Annotated in this window: 24 protein-coding genes; 11 read left to right on the top strand and 13 right to left on the bottom strand. The window is 46.7% G+C overall.

Annotated elements, in window-relative coordinates; genetic code table 11:
- Positions 1–41 precede the first annotated feature (41 nt).
- The 13 genes from ACMVP2_RS03865 to ACMVP2_RS03805 all read right to left on the bottom strand — a co-directional run bounded on the left by ACMVP2_RS03865 (position 42) and on the right by ACMVP2_RS03805 (position 11,452).
- Positions 42–647 (bottom strand): short chain dehydrogenase, encoded by a 606-nt coding sequence (locus tag ACMVP2_RS03865; protein WP_416866792.1) that lies wholly within the window; start codon positions 645–647, stop codon positions 42–44.
- 109 nt (positions 648–756) lie between these two features.
- Positions 757–1,269, bottom strand: coding sequence for a hypothetical protein (locus ACMVP2_RS03860; RefSeq protein WP_416866791.1), 513 nt, complete (start codon positions 1,267–1,269; stop codon positions 757–759).
- Positions 1,270–1,298: 29 nt separating this feature from the next.
- Positions 1,299–2,099, bottom strand: a complete 801-nt coding sequence (locus ACMVP2_RS03855) for a helix-turn-helix domain-containing protein (protein WP_416866790.1) — start codon at positions 2,097–2,099, stop codon at positions 1,299–1,301.
- A 16-nt stretch (positions 2,100–2,115) separates the two neighbouring features.
- Positions 2,116–3,069 carry an SDR family oxidoreductase gene (locus ACMVP2_RS03850; protein WP_416866789.1) on the bottom strand — a complete coding sequence of 318 codons (954 nt, stop codon included), beginning with the start codon at positions 3,067–3,069 and terminating at the stop codon, positions 2,116–2,118.
- A 427-nt stretch (positions 3,070–3,496) separates the two neighbouring features.
- Positions 3,497–5,806, bottom strand: a complete 2,310-nt coding sequence (locus ACMVP2_RS03845; protein ID WP_416866788.1) for a hypothetical protein — start codon at positions 5,804–5,806, stop codon at positions 3,497–3,499.
- Positions 5,807–5,883: 77 nt separating this feature from the next.
- Positions 5,884–6,363 (bottom strand): RES family NAD+ phosphorylase, encoded by a 480-nt coding sequence (locus ACMVP2_RS03840; RefSeq protein WP_416866787.1) that lies wholly within the window; start codon positions 6,361–6,363, stop codon positions 5,884–5,886.
- Complete coding sequence (locus ACMVP2_RS03835; protein WP_416866786.1) at positions 6,363–6,863, bottom strand: antitoxin Xre/MbcA/ParS toxin-binding domain-containing protein; 501 nt, start codon at positions 6,861–6,863, stop codon at positions 6,363–6,365. The genes ACMVP2_RS03840 and ACMVP2_RS03835 overlap by 1 nt, the downstream gene beginning before the upstream one ends.
- Before the next feature lie 352 nt (positions 6,864–7,215).
- Positions 7,216–7,515, bottom strand: a complete 300-nt coding sequence (locus ACMVP2_RS03830) for a helix-turn-helix domain-containing protein (RefSeq protein ID WP_416866785.1) — start codon at positions 7,513–7,515, stop codon at positions 7,216–7,218.
- Between the two features lie 102 nt (positions 7,516–7,617).
- Positions 7,618–8,298, bottom strand: a complete 681-nt coding sequence (locus ACMVP2_RS03825) for a hypothetical protein (protein ID WP_416866784.1) — start codon at positions 8,296–8,298, stop codon at positions 7,618–7,620.
- A gap of 175 nt (positions 8,299–8,473) precedes the next feature.
- Positions 8,474–8,986 carry a hypothetical protein gene (locus ACMVP2_RS03820; RefSeq protein ID WP_416866783.1) on the bottom strand — a complete coding sequence of 171 codons (513 nt, stop codon included), beginning with the start codon at positions 8,984–8,986 and terminating at the stop codon, positions 8,474–8,476.
- A gap of 240 nt (positions 8,987–9,226) precedes the next feature.
- A complete protein-coding gene (locus ACMVP2_RS03815; protein WP_416866782.1) occupies positions 9,227–9,763 on the bottom strand; it encodes a hypothetical protein in 537 nt (178 codons plus the stop codon).
- 233 nt (positions 9,764–9,996) lie between these two features.
- Positions 9,997–11,217 (bottom strand): alkaline phosphatase family protein, encoded by a 1,221-nt coding sequence (locus ACMVP2_RS03810; protein ID WP_416866781.1) that lies wholly within the window; start codon positions 11,215–11,217, stop codon positions 9,997–9,999.
- Positions 11,218–11,311: 94 nt separating this feature from the next.
- A complete protein-coding gene (locus ACMVP2_RS03805) occupies positions 11,312–11,452 on the bottom strand; it encodes a hypothetical protein (protein ID WP_416866780.1) in 141 nt (46 codons plus the stop codon).
- 210 nt (positions 11,453–11,662) lie between these two features.
- Here ACMVP2_RS03805 and mraZ point away from each other — a divergent pair, with 210 nt between their 5' ends.
- From mraZ to ftsA, 11 genes are read left to right on the top strand one after another with little or no spacing between them, the layout of a single operon-like run.
- Positions 11,663–12,130 (top strand): division/cell wall cluster transcriptional repressor MraZ, encoded by a 468-nt coding sequence (gene mraZ / locus ACMVP2_RS03800; protein WP_152000733.1) that lies wholly within the window; start codon positions 11,663–11,665, stop codon positions 12,128–12,130.
- Positions 12,131–12,141: 11 nt separating this feature from the next.
- Positions 12,142–13,053: a 16S rRNA (cytosine(1402)-N(4))-methyltransferase RsmH gene (gene rsmH, locus ACMVP2_RS03795; protein WP_416866779.1), complete on the top strand. Its 912-nt coding sequence runs from the start codon at positions 12,142–12,144 to the stop codon at positions 13,051–13,053.
- Between the two features lie 7 nt (positions 13,054–13,060).
- Entirely contained in the window at positions 13,061–13,447 is a 387-nt protein-coding gene (locus tag ACMVP2_RS03790) for an FtsL-like putative cell division protein (RefSeq protein ID WP_416866778.1), read from the top strand.
- Positions 13,444–15,543, top strand: coding sequence for a penicillin-binding protein (locus tag ACMVP2_RS03785; protein WP_416866777.1), 2,100 nt, complete (start codon positions 13,444–13,446; stop codon positions 15,541–15,543). Before ACMVP2_RS03790 ends, ACMVP2_RS03785 begins: the two co-directional genes overlap by 4 nt.
- A complete protein-coding gene (locus tag ACMVP2_RS03780) occupies positions 15,544–17,007 on the top strand; it encodes a UDP-N-acetylmuramoyl-L-alanyl-D-glutamate--2,6-diaminopimelate ligase (RefSeq protein ID WP_416866776.1) in 1,464 nt (487 codons plus the stop codon). It abuts the gene before it with no gap.
- Positions 17,008–17,013: 6 nt separating this feature from the next.
- A complete protein-coding gene (gene mraY / locus ACMVP2_RS03775; protein WP_350077908.1) occupies positions 17,014–18,213 on the top strand; it encodes a phospho-N-acetylmuramoyl-pentapeptide-transferase in 1,200 nt (399 codons plus the stop codon).
- Position 18,214: 1 nt separating this feature from the next.
- Entirely contained in the window at positions 18,215–19,594 is a 1,380-nt protein-coding gene (murD, locus tag ACMVP2_RS03770) for a UDP-N-acetylmuramoyl-L-alanine--D-glutamate ligase (protein WP_416866775.1), read from the top strand.
- Positions 19,591–20,757, top strand: a complete 1,167-nt coding sequence (locus ACMVP2_RS03765; RefSeq protein WP_416866774.1) for an FtsW/RodA/SpoVE family cell cycle protein — start codon at positions 19,591–19,593, stop codon at positions 20,755–20,757. Before murD ends, ACMVP2_RS03765 begins: the two co-directional genes overlap by 4 nt.
- Position 20,758: 1 nt before the next feature.
- Entirely contained in the window at positions 20,759–23,269 is a 2,511-nt protein-coding gene (murC, locus tag ACMVP2_RS03760) for a UDP-N-acetylmuramate--L-alanine ligase (RefSeq protein ID WP_416866773.1), read from the top strand.
- Positions 23,259–24,020: a cell division protein FtsQ/DivIB gene (locus ACMVP2_RS03755; protein WP_416866772.1), complete on the top strand. Its 762-nt coding sequence runs from the start codon at positions 23,259–23,261 to the stop codon at positions 24,018–24,020. Before murC ends, ACMVP2_RS03755 begins: the two co-directional genes overlap by 11 nt.
- A 7-nt stretch (positions 24,021–24,027) precedes the next feature.
- On the top strand, positions 24,028–25,341 hold the full coding sequence (gene ftsA / locus ACMVP2_RS03750) for a cell division protein FtsA (RefSeq protein WP_416866771.1): 1,314 nt from the start codon (positions 24,028–24,030) through the stop codon (positions 25,339–25,341).
- Positions 25,342–25,374 lie beyond the last annotated feature (33 nt).

Raw genomic sequence — 25,374 nt, 5'->3', positions numbered from 1 at the left:
TGCCGTTACCCTGTCACGACCGGAAAGAGAGGGCTTGCCAGTTATTTCTCATATACCCGGATTATTTCTCCATTGCCTTTTCCATTCACACTTCTCACAAAGGCATTGACCGCTTTCTTCATTGGAACGGGGTTGTGTCCAGGGAAATAATCTTTGTACTTCTCATAAGCATCTTCGACCATTCCTAACGACACCGCATTGACCCGGATGCCATTTTCAATTTCCAGGGCTACTGCTTTGACGAAACTGTGAATTGCTCCGTTCACCATCGCCGCACTTGTAGTTTTGGTCACAGGGTCGTCGGCTAAAATGCCGGTTGAAAGTGTGATGGATCCGCCTGTGGTTAAGTAGTCTTTACCAATTCGAACAAGGTTTACTTGTCCCATCAATTTACTCCTAAGTCCAATGTAGTAGTCGTCTTCAGTAAGTTCATTGAAGTTGGCCCATTTTGCTTCTCCTGCGATACAGACAATTGCATCTACTTTTTTCAGCAATGCCAATGCTTTTTCGATGGAGTTGGTGTCGGCTATATCAATATTGATTTCTCCGCTCCTTCTGCCTGCAACAATCACTTCATTTTCATTTTGAAAGTGTGCTGTTACAGGTTTTCCAATTGTTCCCTGTCCACCTATGATCAATATTCTCATACTCTTTCTTTTGATTACTGTTGACAAAAAAATCGGTTTATCTCCACAGCTGGCAAGCAGGCTTTCGTGCACATAAACGGGTAGCGCCTCCCTGGCATTGCAAGTTACGCTATTGGCTATCTGCTGGTTTATCAGTCATCAGCAGTTGTTTGTTGTAGGCTTCAATTCTGGCATGAGCAGTGCCGTCTACCAATAATATTACTATCATCATAGCAATGGTGGTGATGCTGATTGCCCGCCAGGTTGGAGTGTTCACAAAAACAATAAGCAAGGCAGCCACAATGATAATAATAGGAACAACCTTGAAAACCACTGTGTATTCTTTCAAAGTGCTTTCAGCACGGGCAATCTCTGATGCTACAAAAGCTGAAGCGTCACTATTGTAGGCCCTTTCAAACTGGGTGATTCTTGATTTGTTGGTAAAAAATAATCCTAACCCGATGGTCATCAATAAACCTCCTGCCACCAGTAGTGGGACGATGTAAGCTTTGGCTAATTCGGTTTTGCCTAGCTGCCAAAATCCGACGCTGGCGATGATGAACAAAATGGCGAAAAGGATGAAGAATCGTGTCGAGAAAACTTCGGCTTTTGCCCAGTCAGTGGCTGCTTTTAAAATTTCCATGGTCTTTTGTTTTAAAGTTCTGTTAAATACTAATTACTACTAATGCTCCTCGGGCTGTAACCAAACGCCTTTTTGAAGGCAAACGAAAAATGGGAGAGGTTCTCAAAACCTGCTGAAAGATATACCTCAGTCGCTTTTTGTTTTTTGGTAGTGAGTTTGTAATACGCCAGATTCAGTCGTTTCTCTGTGAGCCATTTTCCGGGTGTGGTCTTAAAAATCTTTTTAAAATCCGATTTGAATACGGTCAGGCTTCGGCCTGTCAGAAAAGCGAATTTTTCCAATGGCAAATTGAACATGTAGTGCTCTTCCATGTATTTTTCAAGGTCGATTTTCCCCATCTCGCTAAATGTGCCCAAAATTGAACTGGCTCTTTTGTCCGCTTCATCAATGAGGGTCAGTGCCTCCTGAATTTTTATGGACACGATCGATGCTGGAAGTTCATCCTGCACATCAAAATAGGAAAGCATTGACCCAAAAAAGCTTGTCAGCAAGGGATGCGATTTCACAGGTCTTTGCTTCGCTATGTTTTCATCCCAATTTTCCAGAACCGGACGGTCGAGATAAAACTTGCGAAGGTCTTCTTCGGGAAGAAGCATCGTCACCACCTTAAAAGGCTCCCCGTTCATCGGGCTTTTCACGACCCTTGTCAATTGGTTTTTGGGAACCAAAACAGTGTCGCCTGCAACAAAAGTCAGGGTGTCTTTCCCATAAGTTAAAGTCATTTCACCCGAATAAATGAAAGCAACGATATGCTGAGGCGAAATGTGCTCCCAGGTGTATTGCTTGTCAACCGTTCCCGATAGAAATACCCTGCCTTTGTTTGTTGCCATTGGTTGCATTCTTTATTTACAATTGAAATTTTTGCCCCGTTTGTTCCTCTGAAATCGCCCACAATTTAGTGGCAACAGCTTTGTCCTGAGCATGTGGCTCCAGTTTACATTCGCCAACCGGTCCGGTCCAGTAGTTTCGTCCTGTAGGGCCATAGAAGCCAGCCGGGTCTAAGTTCGGTTCCGTGGCACACATCAATTCCGGATACGCACCTTTTTCGGCCGATTGTACCATTGGAGATAGCTTCATGATTTGCCAAATGAATCGTGTCATTAAACTGCCGCTGGTTTTGATAAGAGAAGTAGCCGAAGCGCCCGGGTGACAGGCATACACTTTTACATCCGTCTTGCCCGCCTTTTTCAATCTGTCTTGCAATTCATACACCGTCATGATCTGTGCCAATTTGCTTTGGCTATAGGCATCATTTCCACCGTAGTTTTTATCCCAGTTCATGTCGTCAAACTTGATAGTTTTCAGACCTAAATTGTATCCCATACTACCCACAGTAACAATACGGCCTTTGGATTTTTCAATCAGCGGAAAGAGCAGCGCCTGCAGTGTGAAATGACCGTAGTGGTTCACGCCAAGCTGGCTCTCAAAGCCATCAACGGTAAGTTTTTGACTGGGCACCTGAGCAATAGCACCGTTACACATTAAAGCGTCGATACGTGTCACTTTCTCAAGTACCTCTTCTGCCGCCCTTCTTACAGATGCCTGTTCTGCCAAATCCATGAGGATATATGACACATCTATATGATTGCCGAGCGCTTCTTTCAGCGTGGCAATCACATCGTCAGATTTTTTCGCATTACGATTTAACATCACGACTTTAGCACCCTTCGACAGCAGGATCCGTGAAGCTTCAAATCCTGTACCGCTCGTAGTACCTGTAATCACATATGTTTTTCCGGTTAAATCTCCTATTCTTTCGGGAGTCCATCCTTGTTTTCCAAATTGGTTTTTATTGTTCATCTCTGTCTTGTTTCAATTTATATGAAACAAAGGTCTTGAAAAATCAAAAGCCCAACTTTGTTTAAAAGTCGTTTTTACTTTGTTTAAAAGTTATAAGGGTTTTTCCGATGGAGAACTTTGTGGTCTGCGGAGGATTACAGCCAGAGCCCGGCTCATGTGTGGTTGTGTATCGTACTTCGTTTCTTACCAATACCTGGCCATTCTTGCCGACCGTAGCTTTAGTGAAGGCAGGCCCACGAATAATAATATGCTTTGTAATGAGATACCAAGCCCTACGGGTTTGAGGTGAGCACCCCGCTCGCCCGAAGAGCTTCGTCAAGAAATCTCTTCATTAATGGAGTGAAGACGCCTTGTCGCCTAACAGGCTGTCTTCGTAACTGCCTCAACAATCATCTTATGCCCACCACACAGGAATTGCACGTACTTCTTAATGAGCCTGGTGGCTCTCACCGCCGTGCAAAACGAACGTCTTGTTTGTTTTACCATCTTTTAATTCGTGCAGCACCCAGGTATCTTCGTTTTCTCCTTTCTGTAGTGTCCAGTTTCTTTCAGGATCAGCCAGTAGTTTTTTCACGCTCCGGGGAAATGCATTGGCGGCACGGGCATCTTCCCATGTTCTTATTGCTTTGAAAATGGCCTCTTTTTGAGGACAGCTTTCAACATCTTTCTGATTCAGAACCAGGCTATATGTTGTTCCAACACCAACAGAAATAGCTTGTATATGTTCGTATTGCTCCACCGTTGATTGGGAATTAACGGGGAAATTGACCCCCATACCCACCGGGAAAAAGTTAGCGTACGTAACGTCCCGCAGGTCTTTTCCCTGGCTCGTAGTGCTGCCCCATTCTCTGGTGTCAACATCATACAGGTTTTTTCCACCACCAACATTCCAGATACTTTGATAATGCCATGAGCCTTCTGACAATGTGGCCCCGGTAAAACGAATAGGGGGAATGCCAAGAGTTGCAGCCCTTTCAAACATCTTGCGAAAAAAACGCTTCGCCGAGTAGTAGCCATGGCCGTTGTTAAACAGAAACTCCTGCCCGTCGAAATCATAGTAGCCTAAACCGTTGATAAAGCAAACGTCTGCATAGTATTCGGCAATTTTGTCCTGAAGCTGCATATTGGGGATCAAACCATCATAACCATAATTCAGCGTCACCTGAAGCTTATAAATGGTGTCGTTGGATGGGTGACTCGTAGCCATGGTTTCCCAGTACCCACGTTTTACATTCAGGAGCCTGTAGGGTTCTTCTTCGGAAACACCGAGATAATAGATCAGCTCCTTACCGATTTTTATCATGTTCAGGTTTTTGGCATGCCCTTCCCAGCTGGCAATTTCCTCGAGATGGGTTGGGTCGTCCACGATAATGATGGTATCGGTGGGACTGATGCTTTTTGCCAGCAAACGCTTCTGTTGATAGCACAAACTATCACTTGGCAGGGGACTGGCGTCCTTGGTTCCGGGAGCCAGCGAATTGGTGATCGGGGTCCTTCCAATGCTAATTCCATACTTTGCAGCCATCTCGGAAAACTCCTTATGTGATTTGTTGCCGGAAGTTAATTTTATTGGTTTGTGCTCAAAATTTTTCCCGTCTATGTAACCATCGTTTCCTCTGTCTGGCTTTAAAAATCCCTGATCGTACAAGCTGATTGTCGTAAAGCCTAACCTCGATGTGTACGATATGATACTGTCATTCAAGTTTCCGCTGGTAAAAGCATCGGGGACAAAAGCGGTCGGATCTTTCACCCATTTCCCGTTGATTGTTGGAAACGGCAAGCCTTCCTGCAACACAATGTCCTGAATCACATCCATCAAGGCAGTGCTGTCGGGGCTGCCCCACAAAGCAATGGATGAGCCTATGTAATCGACCCCCGGCAATGGCTGGACCTCCAGGTGGTTTGGCGTATTGGCTGCCATATTCGGTATGAGTGAATAGTATACCTCTCTTTCAAATGTTCTGTCTCTGGAGTGGTAGTTAATGGAAATCCTTCCCTTTTCGTCGACGAGTGCAGAGTTGCCATACATTATTCTGTAGTACGGCTCTTTGTGTGCGTAAAAGGCAACATCGCTGATTCCGTTTCCTCCCAGGTTAAAAATTTGTCCTTCGTGCAATGAGTTGGGGAGGGGATAAAGCTCCGGATCGGGAGAATGGATGATGTACTGAAAAGGCGCTGCGTCGGCTACAGTTTCAGAAGTGCCACCCAGGGTGTTGTCGTCGAGGGCAAGCACGCCAATGGCATAATTGACCGCCTCGCTTGTATCTCTGGCAACCCCAATAATTTCCCCAAACAGGTTCGTGATTTTCGTATGATAGGGCCCCCATTGAATGCCATCAATTCCGTTGCGTGGTGCAAGGGACTGAAGCGTAAATTTCAAATACTTTTCCTCCGTCGTCACGATGACTTGAGCGACCGAACCGTTAGAATAGCTTAGGGTGATGGCTTGACCTTCCTCGCTGAATTTTGCGCTGACAGGTGCATAATATACTTTCTTTTTGCCGTCGTACAGCTGCATTAAGGGTGATGGCTTATCAAGAGGACTAAATTCCCGATGGGGCTCTTTCCCGATATTTTGCATACTGGTAATAAAGCCTCCCTTGCTGATTTGTATTTTAAGATAGTCGGTACTGAAATCGATCTTTCCTGCGTTTGTGCAATTGTAAAGTAAGACCGTAAGTATTAGCAACGTGATGTTGCTTCCAAGCTTTTCAATAGTGGACGTATTGACCATCATGATATCATATCTAAGATGTGGGGAATACTGGCTTCTTTTGTTTTTTGAAAGTTAGTAGAGGCCGGTCCTATATTTTATCATTTGTTAGCATTTTGTTTTATTCTTGGATCAAAACTCATAGCCGTTTCGGAAATCACTTTAATTCGGGAGGAGTCGGGGTGGTTAGGGTTAATTAAGTAATTATATTCCTGGGGTACAATACAACTTGGCACTTTTAAGACGGCTGCTCCACTCTCTTTTACAAAATCATCCCCTATAAATTGAGTTTCTAATATTGGGGGCCTGGCGTCCCAGTTTTCAGGCAAGTCTGCTGGATCAATTTCAAGGATTTGAATGTCATCCGGAATATCAATTTCAACATAAGACCTATCCGCTGGCAAATCTTCACTGATGTCCAGATGAACCGAAACTTCTAAAGTTGCTAAGGCACGAGATTCTGCAGAGTAAACAAGATAGGTGTTAAGACTATTCCATCTATATCCTTCTGTTAAGGCTGCCCCAATTCCCTTTAGAGTAGATTTGAGATACTTATTTCTCTCGACTCGGTAGACTCTCATTACGCCATATTGCCGTATTCAAGTCTATTAAGTGCGTTTTTCACTTCTTGAATACCCGTTACTGAATCAAAAAGACTTTCTGGTTTTGCCCCACCTAGCGACAGATTAGGTTTTTTAAGCCACCTCTGAAATTTTTCACGTTCATTATTAAAGGCTTCCAGACCAAAATCTAATAATTCAGTGAGTAATAGTACAACTTCACTATCCCGTCCGCTTAATAAGTCGTTTTCTCTTTTCTTTTTATTGTAGGTCGTTTGAGGAACTCCAAAAATAGTCAGAACCTGTTTGACGGGTGAGCCTGTTCGTTTACTGATAACTTCAATAGATTCGTAGGGTAAACCTTTCCTAATCAGGCCCACACGTTCCATTTTATTGGACCAGACATATTCACCGTTAGGCACTTTAATACTCCAGTGCGGAGTAGCTTTCCTCTCAATCCCGGCTCGCTTGATACTGCTTTTGGTATCAAATTTTGAGATTGTTTTCGTCAATTCTTTCATAACAGCAATTTTACTACAATATAGCAACAGTATTGCTGCATACAAAGTTTCTTCGAAGTAAATGCTAACCACTGGCTCATATTGGGAGCGGAGGGCTCCGAGCTAGCCTCTTAAACTGCCGTGAGGCCTGCATGCTTGGTAAACATAGAAAGAGTGGACCTTTAAAATGTCAAGCCTTCGTCAAGGTTGACGCATCCGAAGGGTGGTACGACGGGCACCGCTGTGGCGGTGGGGTCTGTGCGTGTCAATTTTTGTTGTCTGGATAGGGATCACCATATCTCCTGCGATGCGGCGTTCCGACCGGATCAAATTCTGATGAGTACTGCACCACAGTTATGTCGGACCTCCGTGTTTATATTTCGACATTGAGTTTCAAGTGACCACCAAGCCCGTCTCTTATTATTCGCATAAGAGTTGAAAGCCGGATATCGCTGGCATTGTTCTCAATTCTTGAAATATACGTTTTAGTTGTTCCGCACTTCTGAGCCAGTTGTTCCTGGGTCATGCCCTGATTCTTACGAAGTTCCTGAAGCATAATCCCTAAGCGAAAAGCCTCAAAACTCTCTTCGAAAGCTTCCCTTGTTTTCGCACCTCGTTTGCCATACTCCGAGTCCAGGTGGTCGTCAAAGTCTACAATTTTAGTTTTGTTCATCGTAATATTGTTTTTGTAGCTTTTCAGCTACACTCGGTAGAAAGCACAGACGTATATCAGCGACAGATACACGGTCAAGTTGCGCTTTTGAGAGAGTTTACTTTATGTCCTCACGAAAATGTCGACTGTTACTTTGTTACCGATTCTCCACTTAAGCCAGCCTGTTGCCGAGTTGGTACACTCATTAATATAAGTTGAACATGGCATTCCTTCGTGAGGATTTTGGCCTAAGTTGTATAAACAATCATACTTCACCCTGATCCAATCTCCTCTAACCTCCATCGCACAAAACAATTCGAATCTTTCATCAGGTAGTGTTACCACTTCTGCGGAGTTGTTGGGCTGCGTCCTTAATGGTTGATTTTTAAATTCCTCAATTTCAATTCTTCTTCTAATTCCATGTGAATCAATTAGATATTCTTCCCAAGACCAAAACACATAATTAATGTTCCTGGGGACATACTTGATATCCTGTTCGTTCACCAATACCTTATAAGACTTCTCAAGAGTATCTAAGACGACAACTTGAGCAATTCCGTAGTCTGGCTTATGATATTTGGCGCAAAATGGAGATGGGTTGCCTTCATTGTAGATGTTCCATGAACAGAAGTTGTCAGTCAGTTCAGGGTTGTTAAAGACTTCAAAGACAGGTGTTCGGTGGTTGTAATTGTCATATTCTACAAGCCCAATTCCAAGTTCAGAAGTTGTGTTGGCGTACTGACACTGTCCAAATGAAATGTTCGATATCAGAATTCCAATAATGACTAAGATGCAGGTTCGCATATTCTCTTCTCTCTAGCCGATGACCATGATGTGTGGGGATTGCAAAGCATAATTGTCTCCTCGAAAAGTAGCCACACCGGTGATAAAGTTAACTCTTGTGGCGGAGATTCCAACCCCACCATCATACGGTAACAGCTAATTCCCCGTGCATTCATGGTCACGTGTTAGTACACGTTTACTCGCCGTAAATTGCTAGCCTTATTTGTCTGTAACCGTTTGAGTTGTTTCCGAACATGAAAAGGTAAGCGTTGTTGTTTCCGTAGAGCCATTTTATTCCATCTCGAAAATTCTCAGGATTGTTAGTGGATTCAATAGCCTTCTCAGTTGGTTTACCAAATTCAGTTGTTACTCTACGGGCTAATTGATTAAATTTTTCTTGAAACAGCAGGTATTTCTTATTCTTCTGCTTGTCAGTTAGAAAGTTCGGATTTCTAGTGTTGTCCCACTGATAGAGAATCACCCTAACGATATTCGAGGTATCCATAAAATACTGAGTTTCAAGAATGAGGTTTTTGTTCTCTTTAAGTCTGTAAGTTTTGGGTGTTTGTAGTTCAAAGTTGTTGGTGTTCGGATAGATACCAGTTCCTATGCCAATCAGGTGACCCGGTGTTATATCTTCGGATTTAAGTTGACGTTCAAGACATTCTACTTCATCATGAGTTAGCTGGTCAGAAGTTGTATAGGTCAAGGACGTTCTGGTTAAACGACAAGCACTAAGTAAAGTAATAACCGATAAAAGTAGGAGGGGTCTCATATGTGTACTATCGACAAGCTATGATGAGTAGGGATTAGAAACCACTAACCTATCCTCTCGCACATAGCCACGCCTTGATTTAAATTTATTACTTGTGGCGGACTTTCCAATCCCCATGAAAATATCCTAACCATTAAAACCCCATTCATTCATAGCATTTGTTAGCCTCATCTGTTATTCTTTTACCAGTTCGTTCAGTCGTGGTTGAAGAACCCAATACCCAATAATTGAGAACCAAATTAGAAAAAATTCACCGGCATAATCACCAAATTTGGCCATTCGTCCGAGTTCAACTGACTTAAGGGTCTTAGCTGCAAATCGTACCCCCCAGAATATTATAAACATTGAAAATAGATGAAGAGGTACAATGATTCCAGCAATTGCTCCAGGATTTGCTCCTTCCATTGAATTGCCTACTGTAAACGAAAAACCCATGAATACCATTATTAGCACTATGTAGATGTTTGGGATTGCAAACAAGATTTTGAAGCGTTTAACGTTCAGCTTTACTTCTTCAGGTAGTTTTGAGTTCAGGTTTGTGGAAATTGCCCAAATCCAGCCAAACGTTCCAAAGGCAAATATTATCATCATGAATGGAAAGGCTGTAATTAACAGTGTTGGGTCAGAGAACGTAAAAATGTTCAGCAGAATTGGTAGTCCCCATACTATTCCGAAGAGTTGCCAATGTTTGAGTCTTAGTAAAAATTTCATGTTACGTATTTAGTTTTCTACGAGCCTGCATTGAGGCTAGCAATTCGGTGTGGCTGCTAACCATACTCCAGTTACAATTATTTTTTGAATTACGTATAAAAGTAGCTTAATAGCATAAATAAAGCTATTTTATCCATTTATAAACGTATATTTTACGCATAGTATTCGAACAATCCCCTGCTATCCTCAGCCTGTGGCATTGCATTGAAACCTTGTGTTAAAAGTGGGGCCGCCTACCTCTTCACCCACCTTCCCACACTATTATACCTCCCCTCAATCACCACCTTATAAAAATCAGAAGGATACCTCGATAAGTCTATTTCGAAAACTTCTGCACCAGCTTTTGCGGTGCCCACCTCAGTGTAAACATCCGTTCCACCCGCTTCAAAGTTGTCCGTGGTAGCCAGCAGTATTTTCACATCACCTTCCAGGTCAATGGCTTTCCAGCTTACTCTTAGCTTGTCGCCAGCCAGGTCGGTTTTTGGCTGGGCAATGGACACTTTCCCCACCAGCGGAACACCGTCCAGCTCATACGCCCTTTCTCTCGGAACCGGAATGCCCATAAAATTCAATGCCGTAGGCAGTATGTCCACAATGGCGTTCTGTTCTTTGGTGAAATAGGCATTGGGCTGTCCTCCCCCCATCACTATCCAGGTGGTGCGCTCCCTGTCCGATTGCCCGCCATGGTCCTTGCCGCCTGATTCTGCACTGCGCCCATGGTCAGTGGTAATGAACATCATCCATTGCTCGGCTTTCTCCTTTTGCCGATACTGAATGGCTTCCCAGATTCTGCCCATTTGGTCATCAGCCGTGTGAATGGCATCATCGGTTTTTTCACTGTTGCCGTGGGCATGGCCCATGTCGTCGGTATACTCCAGGTACACCCACGAAAAGTCAGGGCCTTTTTCTTTGATATAGCGGCTGGCATCATTCACTACATGCTCGTCAATATTGTGTATGAACAGCCTCTCTTTGTCGTGCGGGAAGGCTTTTTCATCAAGCTCAAAGCCATCGAAATGGTAGTCGATCATCACATTTCCAGCGGCTTGCAGGCCTTCGCCTACTAGCTTTGTGCGGTTGTCGAGCCATGTCGAAAAGATGGCCGTTTCCTTCGCTGGTGCGAGCTCTTCCACGAACCTGAAAGCTGACCAGTAGTTGTAGTTGGGCGCTTTGATGCTATTGCCCCACACATTGTGTTTGTTGCCCCAGGTGCCGGTAATGAGGTTGTTGTACCCCGGCGCTGAGATGGTCGGTGTTTCTGAATAACCACCTCTCTCTCCACCCACATATGCTCGGGTATAACCACCCGTTTTGGCGATGGCATCCATGTTGGGAGTGGCAACCCTTTCGAAGACTTCTGCCTCCACGCCGTCGATAATGACGAACACCACTTTTTGAGAAAAAGCACCGGCCGAAGCCATGATGAACAGAAGAAAGACCAGCAAATTTTTCATATCAACTCAGCAAATAGTGGAGTGACAAGGTAAGGAGAGTAACGGTGAATTGCCGCAATAATTGACCATCGGTTAACGCCCAAATGCCAATTTTTTAGTCGATGGTCGCCGGTGCCTCCCACTTTCCCCCACCACTTTCTTCCTCATTTCTCGTGGCCCGACAATAGGCATGAACCTGCGTTTGCTCCTCCGGAATTTCAATTATTACAGCCTTATCTGGCTGGTTAATAGGCATTTGATTTTCTGTTGCCTGCCTTTTTTATCGCTTTGACGCCCATTCATTACATGCGCATGGTGGTAAACTGTGTGGTCGATAGTGGGTAAAAGTGGGAATTTTTCTACTTTTTGGCAGAAAAGTGTAAGAAAGTGGGAGAGAGTGGTTGGAAGTGTCATAATTTTATTACATTTGTTGAAAGTGTTGCTGTAGTTTTTCCTGTAATCCATTATGTCATTCTTTACTAGCGAATTCGAATGTAAGATTGATGCCAAGGGCAGGCTGGTGCTTCCGGCCCGCATCAAGGTCAATCTTCCTGAGGCGCCCGGAGCATCTGCCCCCGGTCAGCCGGCGAATGAGCTTGTGCTGAGGATGGGATTTGAGCCTAACCTGATCTTGTACCCAATGGGTGAATTCAAAAAGATCCAGTCGAAGATTTCTTCGCTCAACGAATTCCTTCCTGAGAACAGGGCCTTGAAGCGGAATTTTTTCCGAAGCATCGCCCAGATAGAGATGGACAGTGCTGGCCGAATACTAATCCCCAAGACCTTTATGAAATTCGCTTCTCTTGAAAAGGAGGCGATGGTGGTAGGAGTAGGTTCCAGCATAGAGATTTGGGATCCTGGGGTATATCAAAAGCATTTGATCAACAATCCCGAAGAGTACTCCCAATTGGCGCAAAAGCTGCTGGACGAATAATCCACATGCCTATGGCCCAGGAAAACTACCACATACCGGTGATGCTCAACGAATGCCTGGAGGGGTTGGCTATTCGTCCCGATGGTGTTTATGTCGACGTGACATTTGGCGGCGGCGGACATTCGAGAGCAATAGTTGAAAAGCTGACCACCGGACACTTGTATGGATTTGATCAGGATACTGATGCCAAAGTCAATGCCGAAGGGTTTGACAAACGTTCTTTCACATTTGTACCGAGCAATTTCCGTAACCTGAAGAAGTACCTCAGGTTCTATGGCGTGCAGGCGGTGGATGGCATTCTCGCCGATTTGGGGATTTCTTCACACCAAATTGACGTGCCCGAAAGAGGCTTTACTACCCGCTTTCAGGGGCCGCTTGACATGCGCATGAACGTGAACAGCGAGGTGTCGGCCAAAGAGGTGCTGAATGAATACGGAGAAAGGGATCTTGCTAAAATCTTCGGCATGTACGGAGAGCTGAACCAGCCCATGAAGATAGCAAGGGCTATTACGGCCTATAGAGTGAACAAGCCCCTGGAAACGATAGAGCAGTTGAAAGAGGCGGTGGCCAGGTTTGCACCAAGAGGCAAGGAGGCCAAGTTTTTTGCGCAGCTGTTTCAGGCCATCAGGCTGGAGGTGAACGAGGAGATGCAGGTGCTGGAGGAAATGCTGGGGCAATGTGCAGAAGTGCTGAAGCCGGGTGGAAGGCTGGTGGTGATGTCGTACCACTCGCTGGAAGACAGGTTGGCCAAGAACTTCATCAACAAAGGCAACTTTGAAGGCACGGATGAAAAAGATTTTTATGGCAATGTGATCAGGCCGTTGGAGCCAATCAACCGCAAGCCAATTGTCGCAGACGAAGAAGAAATAGCCAGGAACAGCAGAGCACGAAGTGCCAAGCTGAGAATAGCAGAAAAGAAGTAGTAGGAAAATGGAAAATAGAGTAAGAAACAGTAAAAATGAGCCCGGCGGCAAAGGACCCTTTGCGGTGCTTAGCCGCTGGCTCAAACTGGAAGGTGTGCTGGACGATACGCTTCCGGCCCGTTTTACGCCCTATGCCCTTTTCATTACTGTAATGGGCATTATTTACATAGGCAACAGGCATTTTTCCGACAAAATGATCAGGAAGATCGACAACATGGAAGCCGAGGTGGAAGACTTAAGAGCTGACTTCACCACGCTGAAGTCTGAATACATGTTTGCCAGCAAGCAATCGGAGGTGGCCAGAAAGGTGAAGAAAGTAGGATTGCAGGAGACAAGAATACCTCCTTATAAGATAGTAGTAAAAGAAGATGAGTATAAACGCCGAATAGATTGAATATAAAGAGCTCCATATTGCTGAGAGTCCGTGTGGCCTTTTTATTGGTCGTTCTTTTTGCAGGAGCGGTGGTATACCGTATTTTCTATTTACAGCGCATTCAGGGCGACAAGTGGAACAAGATGGCAGAGCAAATCAGCCTTCGCTATTTGCCTGTGAAAGCTACCAGAGGCAATATCTATTCTGACAACGGCAGCTTGCTTGCCACCTCTTTGCCTTTTTTCAAGGTGGCCTTCGACCCTTCGCAGCCAAGCGATGAATTGCTCAAGAAGAACCTTGACTCACTGGCCTATTTACTGTCAAAAACCTTCAAAGACAATTCTGCTAAGGAATACCGCAGAAGAATACTGGAAGCCAGAAAAGACAAAAGACAATACCTTCTGTTAAGCAGGGCCGAAATCAACTATCAGCAGAAGAAGCAAATTCAGGAATGGCCTATTTTCAGAGAAGGAAGGAACAAAGGGGGGATTATCTTTGAAAAGGTAGAAAAAAGATACCACCCATTTTCTACCCTGGGTTACAGAACCATCGGTAGTGTGGATGAAACCGAAAAAGGGACTGTTGGTTTGGAGTATAGCTTCAATAACCAGCTTGGTGGCGTCGATGGGAAGGCACTTTTCCAGAAGATGGCAGGCAGCTGGAGGCCAGTATTCGACGGCACCGAAGTGAAAGCCAAAGATGGTCTGGATATTGAAACGACTATAGATGTCAATTTGCAGGACGTGGCTGAATCGGCACTTTTGGCTGCATTGACCGACCACAATGCCGACTATGGCAGCGTGGTGCTCATGGAAGTAAAAACAGGCGAGATCAAAGCCATGTCGAACCTTAGTAAGAACCCTGAAGGCAACTACTGGGAACGCTACAACTATGCCGTAGGCAGCCAGGGGGCTGTGGAGCCCGGTTCTACCTTCAAGCTGGCCTCGATGATGGCACTGCTGGAAGAAACCGACCTGAAGCTGACCGATACCGTGCAGACAGGCAACGGCGAGTATAAATTCTACAACCAGGTAATGAAGGACCATAAGCCTGGCGGATACGGCACCATCACCGTGAAGCAGGTTTTTGAATCTTCTTCCAACATCGGCATTGCCAAGCTGGTAGTAGAACACTTCGGGAAAAAACCATCAGAGTTTATCGATTTTGTAAAGGAAATGGGCGTTGGCCAGCCACTAGGCTTCCAAATGGCCGGTGAAGGCAAGCCCTACATAAAATCACCCTCTGACTCTTCGTGGAGTGGCATCTCATTGCCCTGGATTTCGCATGGCTATGAGCTCAAACTTACGCCCCTGCAAACGCTCACGATGTTCAATGCGGTAGCCAACGACGGAAAAATGATCACACCTATTATAGTGAGGTCGGTGCGCAAGGCCGACAAGGTGGTGGAGGAATTTGAACCACGGGTCATCAATAAAAGGATTTGCTCTAAAGAAACGCTTGCGAATTTGAGAGAGCTCCTTGAGGGAGTTGTGGAAAGAGGCACCGCTTCCAATATCAATGGAACCCACTATAAGATCGCCGGCAAAACAGGCACTGCCAAGAAGTATGTCAACGGGAAATACGTCAACCAGTATTACGCATCGTTTGCGGGCTATTTTCCAGCCGATGCACCCAAATACAGCTGTATAGTGGTTATTGACAACCCTAAGAACTACCGCATTTATGGTAGCGACGTGGCGGCGCCCGTGTTCAAGGAAATTGCTGACAAAATCTACTCGCAGGACATAGACGTGCACAAAGAGTACCAGCCCGCTGTTGCCTATCAAACGGAAGTGTTTCCTGTGGTAAGGGCTGGGTTTTTGCCTGAACTGTCGATGATCTGCAATGAATTTGGCGTTTCGAATCATGAAATGGCCGACGACGAGGAATGGGTGAAAACGAGACTTGTGGGCAAGAGCATTGGCTGGACAGCCAACAAGGTGAAGGAAGGGCTTGTGCCTGATGTAGCCGGAATGACTTTGAGGGACGCTCTCTTTGTGTTAGAGAATGCCGGGCTCAAAGTGCGGATAGAAGGAGATGGAAGGGTGGAAAGCCAGTCGAGAATGGCCGGAACGAGGGTGTCGGAAGGAAGTGAAATTAAAATCAAGCTAGGCTAAATGGCCCTGTTAAAAGACATATTATACAAGACTAACCTAATCTCAGTTGCAGGTGATATGAATACTGACTTAGGCGGCATCTGCTTCGACTCACGAGAGTCGAAGCAGGGCTGCTTATTTATTGCTGTTCGTGGAACCCAAACTGATGGTCATCAATATATAGATCAGGCGATAGCCAAAGGAGCCAGCGTGGTGGTTTGTGAAGAACTGCCCGAAAAGTTGCTGGACACAGTGACTTACGTAAAAGTTGACAACACTGCCAGGGCGCTGGGTTTTATCGCCTCCAATTTTTACGGCAACCCGTCTTCCCGACTCAAGCTGGTGGCAGTAACCGGTACCAACGGCAAAACCACGACGGTCACCCTGCTTCACCAATTGTTTGGGAAGCTGGGCTACAAATCGGGCCTGCTGTCGACTGTAGAAAACAAGATAGGTGAGGAGGTATTGGCCGCAACTCACACCACACCTGATGCCATTGCGCTAAACAGCCTGTTGAAGGACATGGCTGACCAGGGCTGTACACACTGCTTCATGGAAGCCAGCTCTCATGCCATTGTGCAACACAGGGTGGCTGGCTTGCAGTTTGCTGGTGCGGTATTCACCAACATCACCCACGATCACCTCGACTACCACGGCACATTTGACGAGTACATCAAAGCCAAGAAGATGCTGTTCGACGGACTTCCGTCTTCAGCTTTTGCCCTGGTAAACGAAGACGACAAACGGGGGGCTATTATGCTCCAAAATACAAAAGCTGCAAAGAAGACCTATTCGCTCAAACACATGAGTGACTTCAGGGCAAAGATTTTGAGCAATTCTATTCAGGGTCTTGAGCTGCAAATCGACAATATAGACGTGTGGTTCAAGCTGGTAGGAGACTTCAATGCCTATAACCTGCTGGCTGTGTACGGAACTGCCTTGCTGCTCGAGGAGCCGATGGAGGAAGTACTCACCCAGCTTTCGGATGTGGACCCAGCGAGGGGGAGGTTCCAGCTTGTGCCATCAACTACTGGCATTGTCGCTATCGTCGATTACGCACACACACCTGATGCGCTGGAAAACGTGTTGAAGACGATCAAAAGTTTTCGCACGGGCAACGAAGCTGTGGTAACGGTGGTAGGCTGCGGTGGTAACCGTGACAAGACCAAACGGCCGCTCATGGCTGCCATTTCCTGCCAGCTGAGCGACAAAGTAATCCTGACTTCTGACAACCCGAGGTTTGAAGATCCCATGGAGATCATTAAAGATATGCAAACAGGAGTAGGCCCAAGCAACTACCGGAAAACGCTCGTCGTGCCCGACAGGAAAGAGGCTATCAAAACGGCGATTAGCATTTCAAGCCCTGGCGACATTGTGCTGGTGGCGGGCAAGGGGCACGAAACGTACCAGGAGATCCAGGGTGTGAAGCACCCTTTTGACGATAAAAAAGTAGTGACCGAAGTTTTAAAAGCTTTTAGTGAATAACCAAGTATGCTGTATTACTTGTTTGATTATCTGGAAAGTGAGTTCAACCTGATGGGTGCAAGCGTATTCCGCTTCATTTCCTTCAGGGCTGGCATGGCTGCGCTCATTTCTCTTCTAATCACAGTCACCTTCGGCAAGTATCTTATCGGCATGCTTCGCAAATACCAACTGGGCGAAGAAATCAGAGACCTGGGCCTGCAGGGGCAAATGGAGAAGAAAGGCACGCCGACAATGGGGGGTATTATCATCATTATGGCGATCGTTATTCCCACGTTGCTGTTCGCTCAACTGGAAAATATTTACATCATACTCATGCTGGTCACAGCTGTCAGCATGGGATCGATTGGCTTTTTGGACGACTACCTTAAGCTCAAAAAGAAAAACAAAGATGGGCTGGCTGGTAAATTCAAAATCATAGGCCAGGTGAGTGTAGGCCTGCTGGTAGGCCTGGTTTTGGTGTTTAACGACGATGTGACTGTTCGTGAGTTCACCTACAAGTCAGTGAATGGTCAAATTATTTCCTCGTTCAACGATGTGAAGGCATTGATAACGACGATCCCTTTTATCAAGGACAATGAGCTTGACTATCACTCGTTGTTTGGATTCCTTGGTCAGTTCGATTGGGTGCTTTATGTGCTGTTAGTGGTGTTTATTTTTACTTCTGTTTCCAACGGTGCCAACATCACCGACGGCGTCGACGGTCTTGCAGCTGGCACGTCTGCCATCATCGCTCTCACCCTTGCCATATTCGCTTACGTTTCCGGCAACGTGACCTTTTCTCAATACCTGAATGTGATGTTCATTCCTAATTCCGGTGAGCTGGTAATTTTCTGTACCGCTCTTGTGGGAGCCTGCATCGGGTTTTTGTGGTACAACGCCTATCCTGCACAGGTATTCATGGGCGACACGGGCAGCCTGAGCCTTGGTGGCATCATTGCTGTGTTGGCTATTATCGTGAGAAAAGAGCTGCTGATCCCTTTCATGTGTGGCATTTTCGTAGTGGAAAACCTATCGGTGGTTATTCAGGTAAGCTACTTTAAATACACAAAAAAGAAATTCGGAGAAGGACGTAGGGTTTTCCTGATGTCTCCCTTGCATCACCACTACCAAAAGAAAGGTATTCATGAGGCCAAAATAGTGGCCCGTTTCTGGACCGTCGGCATTTTGTTGGCCATTTTCTCACTTGTAACCCTCAAACTACGCTAAGATGGAAGCAGTGAAAAATATCGTCATTTTAGGTGCAGGTGAAAGCGGCGTGGGAGCAGCCTTGCTGGCGCAGCACAAGGGATTCAATGTGTTTGTGTCTGACGGCGGCGTGCTGAAAGAACGCTATCGCAAGGACCTCAACGCTGCCGGCATCGAATTTGAGGAAGGGAAGCACACAGTCAAACAAATCCTGGAAGCTGACCTGATCATCAAGAGCCCAGGCATTGCCGACAAGGTAGATATTGTAAAGAAAGCCCGGGAAAAGGGTGTTGAAATCATTGACGAGATAGAATTCGCTTCGAGGTATACGAAGGCGAAGAAAATAGCCATTACAGGCACCAACGGAAAGACCACCACCACGTTGCTTACCTACCATTTGCTGAAGGAGGCGGGTTATAACGTGGGGCTGGCTGGCAATGTGGGCCACAGCTTTGCCCGTCAGGTAATCAAAGACAATTTTGACATCTACGTTTTGGAAGTGAGCAGCTTCCAGATCGATGGGATGAATACATTTAAGCCGGATGTGGCCATTTTGCTCAACATCACGCCGGATCACCTCGACAGGTATGACTATAGCTTCCAGAAGTACGTCAACAGCAAATTCAGGATCATTGAGCAGATGACCCATGAAGAATGCTTCATCTACTTTGCTGACAAAGGGCCTGTTGAGGAAGAGCTGGCCAGAAGAAATGTGGAGGCGTCAATTTTCGCCATCTCTTTGGTTGAGAACGTGAAAAATGGGGCCTTCCTCGACGAAGACCATTTGGTATTCAACATAGAGTCGAAGAAAAAATCGCACAAAATTCCTGTTAACCAGGTGTCGCTCATCGGTAAGCATAACATGGTGAATTCCATGGCGGCCGTTTTGACGACGCTAACTATGGAAGCTCCCATGGAAAAGGTGGTAAAGGCACTCAAAACCTTCAAGAATGCGCCTCACCGTCTGGAGAAAGTAGCAACCATAGACGACGTGCTGTTCATCAACGACTCCAAAGCCACTAACGTAGACTCTGTCTACTATGCCCTGGAAGGCATCGAGGCTCCCATCGTGTGGATAGCCGGTGGCCTCGACAAAGGCAATGATTACGATAGGATAGAGGCCTTGGTGAAAGACAAGGTGAAAGCCCTGATCTGTTTGGGAAAAGACAATACCAAGCTGACAGACTACTTCGCAGGCAAAGTGGCTACTATCAGGCAGACACAATCGGTAAATGACGCCGCCCGCTGGGGGGCAGACTTGTCGGCCCCGGGCGATGTGGTACTCTTGTCTCCGGCTTGCGCCAGCTTCGACCTTTTCAGAAACTACGAAGACCGTGGCGAGCAGTTCAAAGATGCAGTTGTCCAATTAAAAAATCATGTAGGAAGGGGACAAAGCGTATGATAAAGGAATGGATAGAGAACAATCTTAAAGGCGACCCCATCATTTGGGCCATCGTTCTTGCTTTGTCTGTACTCAGCATCCTGGTAGTGTACAGCGCCACCGGCACGCTTGCCTATGCAAAAATGGGTGGAGACACTGAGTATTACCTGGTGAAGCACTCTGTTTTGACCATACTCAGCCTTGTGGCTATTTGGGGTGCACATAAAATTGACTACAGATACTATTCGAAGCTTTCAAAGCTCGCCCTTTGGGTGTCGGTGCCGTTGCTGATGATCACCTACCTGTTTGGAAACACGATGAACGAAGCTTCCAGGTGGTTAACCATTCCCGTTATCAACCAGGCTTTCCAGCCATCCGATTTGGCCAAGCTGGCCTTGTTTGTGACCATTGCCAGCATCTTGTCGAAGCGGCAGCAGAGTGAAGAAGAGCTCAAGGAATCGCTGATCCCCATCCTGCTGTGGTGTGGTGTCATTTGCGGTCTCATCGCCATGTCCAACTTCTCCACAGCCGTATTGATCTTTGCTACCTGTATGCTGCTGATGTTCATTGGCCGTGTGCCAGTGAAGTACCTGGCCATGCTGGTCATGATTGGTGCGCTCTCCGGAGCCGTGGCGCTAACCCTGGGGCAAAGGGGCCAAACGGTGATCAGTCGGGTACAGGCCTTCCTTTCGGACGACGAATCAACATTACCTTTCCAGGCCCAGCAGTCTTACATCGCAGTGGCCAGTGGAGGCATTGTGGGCAAAGGACCAGGCCAGAGTGACCAAAGAAATTTCCTACCGCATCCATACTCTGACTTTATCTATGCCATTATCATAGAGGAGTATGGCATGATAGGGGGGGTGGCAGTGATCCTGCTTTACCTGGCATTGCTTTACCGGGGCATGATCGTGTTTATGCAAAGTGAACGAGCCTATGGAGGGCTGTTAAGTGCGGCATTAAGCTTTGCACTGGTCATGCAGGCCTTCATCAATATGGGTGTTGCCGTGGGGCTTGGGCCAATTACCGGTCTGCCGCTGCCTCTGGTGAGTATGGGAGGTACGTCTCAGCTGTTTATGGGAATTTCAATAGGCATCATTTTGAGCGTGAGCAGGGGTGAGTTGGATGAGTTCCCCAGCGACGTGAAAGGAAACGGAAAAAGGAAAGTAGCCGCAATGGCATAATATGACAAAGACAGGAGCATATCGGATCATTATCAGTGGCGGGGGCACCGGAGGGCATATCTTCCCGGCAGTCGCTATTGGTACTGCCTTCAGGGAGCGATTCCCCGATGCTGATATCCTCTTTGTGGGTGCTGAAGGCAAAATGGAAATGCAGCGGGTGCCTGAGGCGGGGTTTAAGATCATTGGCCTTTGGATCAGTGGTTTGCAGCGCAGCCTGTCGATCAGCAATTTGATGTTTCCTTTTAAGGTAATCTCAAGTGTGCTGAAGTCGCGGAAAATCATCAACGATTTCAAACCAGATGTAGTAGTAGGTGTTGGCGGTTATGCCAGCGGCCCACTGTTGTATGCCGCTACTTCCAAAGGCATCCCATCGCTCATTCAGGAGCAGAATTCATACGCAGGCCTGACCAATAAATGGTTGGCCAGGCGGGTGCAGAAAATATGTGTGGCCTACGAGGGCATGGAGAAGTTTTTCCCTAAAGAGAATCTGACCATTACTGGCAACCCGATCAGAAAGGACATTACATCTGGAAATATTACAAAGGCGATAGCCACTTCCTTCTACGGACTTGATGCTACGAAACCAGTGGTGCTGGTGTTTGGAGGCAGCCTTGGCGCCAAAACTTTGAATGAAAGCGTGCTTGCAGGGCTAGCTGAATTCCAAAAGGCAGGCGTTCAGGTACTGTGGCAGTGTGGCCGTTTCTACTACGAGCAAATGAAGCAGCAAACGGCATCGCTCGACATGACCGGCATTGTACTGCTTGAGTTCATCAAGGAAATGGACAAAGCTTATGCTGCTGCCGATGTGGTTATTTCAAGGGCAGGGGCGCTGTCGATTTCAGAACTCTGCGTCGTAGGCAAGCCTGTCATTTTTGTGCCTTCACCCAATGTGGCGGAAGATCACCAAACAAGCAATGCCATGGCACTTGTGAAGAATGAGGCTGCCATCGCCATTAAAGATATCGACGCCAGGGAACAACTGGTGCAGGGGGTACTGACCCTTTTAAAAGACAAGGAAAAGCAGTTAATACTTTCTGCAAACATTAAGGCAATGGCCAGGCCCGAAGCTACCGAAGACATCGTTGATCAATTGGCGGAGCTACTGGGTGCAACGGAAGATCGCCCATTTAGGGATATCGACAATGTTTACTTCCTCGGTATTGGTGGTATCGGCATGAGTGCTTTGGCTCGCTGGTTCAACAACCAGGGCAAAAAGGTAGTGGGCTACGATCTTACCCCCACGGCACTGACCGACGAGCTGAAGAAAGAGGGCATCGACATCCATTTTACCGATGACGTTGCCCTGATTCCTGAGAGCTTCAAGGCCGACAAAGCAAAGACCCTGGTGGTGCTGACCCCAGCCATTCCAGTTGATCATACCGAGTGGGGTTACTTCAAGGCAGAGAGCTTTGACATCAAGAAGCGCTCTGAAGTGCTTGGAATAATCTCCAAAAGCAAGTTCACCATTGCGGTGGCTGGCACACATGGAAAGACGACGACTTCGTCCATGATCGCTCACCTGCTGAAGTCGGCTGGTAAGCCGGTCGAAGCATTTATCGGAGGCATCACAGCTAACTACAACAGCAACTTGCTGCTTTCTGACGACCCTGAGTCGCTTTTGGTGGCGGAAGCCGATGAGTTCGACAGGTCCTTCCTGCGACTTCATCCCAATATTGCAGTAATAACCTCAGTCGATCCTGACCATCTGGATATTTATGGATCAGCTGAAGAAATGATAAAAACATACAGCGCTTTTGCCGGGCAGGTAATCCCTTCTGGAAGCATCTTCCTCCAGGGTAAGCTGCAGCAAACACTTATTTTACCTGCCCGCAGAGCGTCTGTAAATCATTACGGTGATTCATTTGATTACCGCCCTGAAAATGTGAAAGTAGTCGATGGACAGTTTGCTTTCGATATGGTTTATCCTGACGGCAAAATTTCTGACCTAAGGCTTCAGGTGCCTGGTTTCCACAATGTGGAGAACATGACGGCAGCCATTGGTGTGGCCTTACAACTAGGCATCGATGAAAAGGCGATCAGACAGGGAGTGGCCAGCTACAAAGGCGTGAAACGCAGATTTGAAAGCATTTTGAAAGATGATCACCATGTTTTCATCGATGACTATGCGCATCACCCTGAGGAGATCAGGCAGTTCCTTCGTTCGGTGAGGGAATTGTATCCTTCCAAAGAGCTAACGGCCGTTTTTCAGCCGCACTTGTACACCCGCACCAGGGATTTTGCTGATGGTTTTGCCGAAAGCCTTTCGATGGCCGACGAGGTAATTCTGCTGCCAATTTATCCGGCACGGGAGAAGCCAATTCCCGGTGTAGATGCCGAAATGATTGCTTCCAAAATCTCGCATTCCAGGAAGCAGGTGATCAGCAAGGACGAATTACTGGCGTGGACGAAGAGCCACGATCCGGAAGTACTGCTCACGATAGGAGCAGGTGATATTGATAAAATGGTTAAGCCGCTGGCGGAAATTTTAAAGACGAAGAGCTATGCTGCGTAAAATAAAAATAAAAAGAGGCGTGTATTTCGTGGCAGGTGCCATCCTGCTGTTCGTACTGATTGGCTTTGTGAGCAAAAAGCAAATGGACAAGCCTTTCAGCGAAGTCTATATCGACATCGACTATAGCCAGGGAAATTATTTCATCCACGAGAATGACATCAGGAAGCTGATCAATGCCCCGGGCAACGAAGTGCTGACGGGATCATTCGCTGGTGACATCAACCTCAGGAATATTGAAACGAAGATCGAGAAGCACCCTTTTGTGAAAGAGGCCGAGGTGTTCAGGGATTTGAGGGGCAATATAAAGGCGAAGATTAAGCAGAAAAAGCCTATTGCCAGAATCATCAACAACGGAGGCTTTGGTGCCTACATTACTGACAAAGGTGAGGTAATTCCGCTTTCGGACAATTACACAGCCAGGGTGGTGTTGGTGAAGATCCCGTCATCCAAAAAGTACAAGGTGTCTATTCAGGAAGACGAGCAGGGCAAAGGGCTCTTTGAAATGGTGAGCTATCTGGAGGGAAGCAAGTTCTGGAAAGCGCAAATAGCAGAAATTTCGATGGACAAAGGAGGTGAAATGATACTCTACCCTCAGGTGACCAAGCAATATATTGAATTCGGAAAAGCGGAAGACATTGACACCAAGTTCAGTAAACTCCACATTTTCTATACCAAAATCCTGCCTGAGAAGGGCTGGAATACCTACGAAAAAGTGAACGTGAAATATAAAGACCAAATCGTCTGTGAATAATACTCCTATGCAAAACGATAAAATTATTGTTGGCCTCGACATAGGCACCACCAAAATATGTGCCATAGTGGGCCGTAAAAATGAATATGGAAAGCTCGAAGTGATGGGCATGGGCAAGGCCGTTTCCGACGGGGTGATCCGTGGCATTGTGACCAACATCGACAAGACGGTGAGCGCCATCGAAAAGGCCGTGGCTGAAGCAGAGGAGCAGTCGGGTATTGACATCCGGGTGGTGAATGTGGGCATCGCAGGCCAGCACATCCGCAGCTCCATCCACCATGGCTCCATTACCCGCCAGTCCAACGACGATGAGATCACCGTGGAAGACGTGAATCGCCTGACCAACGACATGTACAAGATAGTGATCCCACCTGGGAGCGAAATCATCCACGTGATGCCGCAGGACTACATCGTAGATTACGAAGAGGGTATCAAAGATCCTGTGGGCATGTCAGGCGTGAAGCTGGAAGCCGACTTCCATGTGATCACGGCACAGACGAACGCTATTAACAACATCAACAAGTGTGTGCGCAGAGCAGGTCTTGAGATAGAAAACCTGATTCTTGAGCCGCTGGCATCAAGCCTGGCAGTGCTTAGTGAAGAAGAGAAGGAGGCCGGCGTTTGCCTGGTCGATATAGGTGGCGGTACCACAGACATCGCTATCTTCTACGACAATATCATTCGACACACGGCGGTGATTCCTTTTGGAGGCAACATATTAACGACCGATATCAAGCAGGGCTGCATGGTGATGGAGCACCAGGCTGAATTGCTCAAAACCAAGTTCGGCAAGGCCATCGCTGAGGAGGCGAACCCTAACGAAATCATATCTATTCCCGGCCTTAGGAACCGTGCACCCAAGGAGATTTCTGTAAAGAACCTGGCGCATGTGATTGAAGCCCGTATGGAGGAGATCATAGAAATGGTGCATACCGAAATTATTACCTCAGGCTTCCAACACAAACTGGCAGGTGGTATTGTAGTAACCGGCGGTGGTAGCCAGCTGGCGTGTGTGCAGCAGTTGTTCGAATACATGTCGGGCATGGACAGCAGAATAGGCTATCCTAATGAGCACCTGGGCAAAGGCAAGCTGGAAACAGTGAAAAGCCCTATGTATGCTACCACAGTTGGTTTGGTGCTGAGTGGCTTCCGGGCCCTCGATGAGCGTGAAAACCGTTACAATGAGAAATCATTGCACAAGCCGGCACAAGGGAAGTCAATTAGTCGCAAGGACTTGACTGTGCCTAAGAACTTCTTCAACAATATGCTGGAGAAAACAAAGAAAATGTTGATTGATGATTTTGACGATAAAATGGAATAGGTCGCTTTTTTCGGATAGCTTCTTTGGGGCATC

It is taken from the genome of Imperialibacter sp. (genome assembly GCF_048007035.1).
In the GTDB taxonomy this organism is placed as follows: Bacteria; Bacteroidota; Bacteroidia; order Cytophagales; family Cyclobacteriaceae; genus Imperialibacter.
Note: the sequence above shows the minus strand (reverse complement) of the source record. Positions and strands in the feature narration are given on the sequence as shown.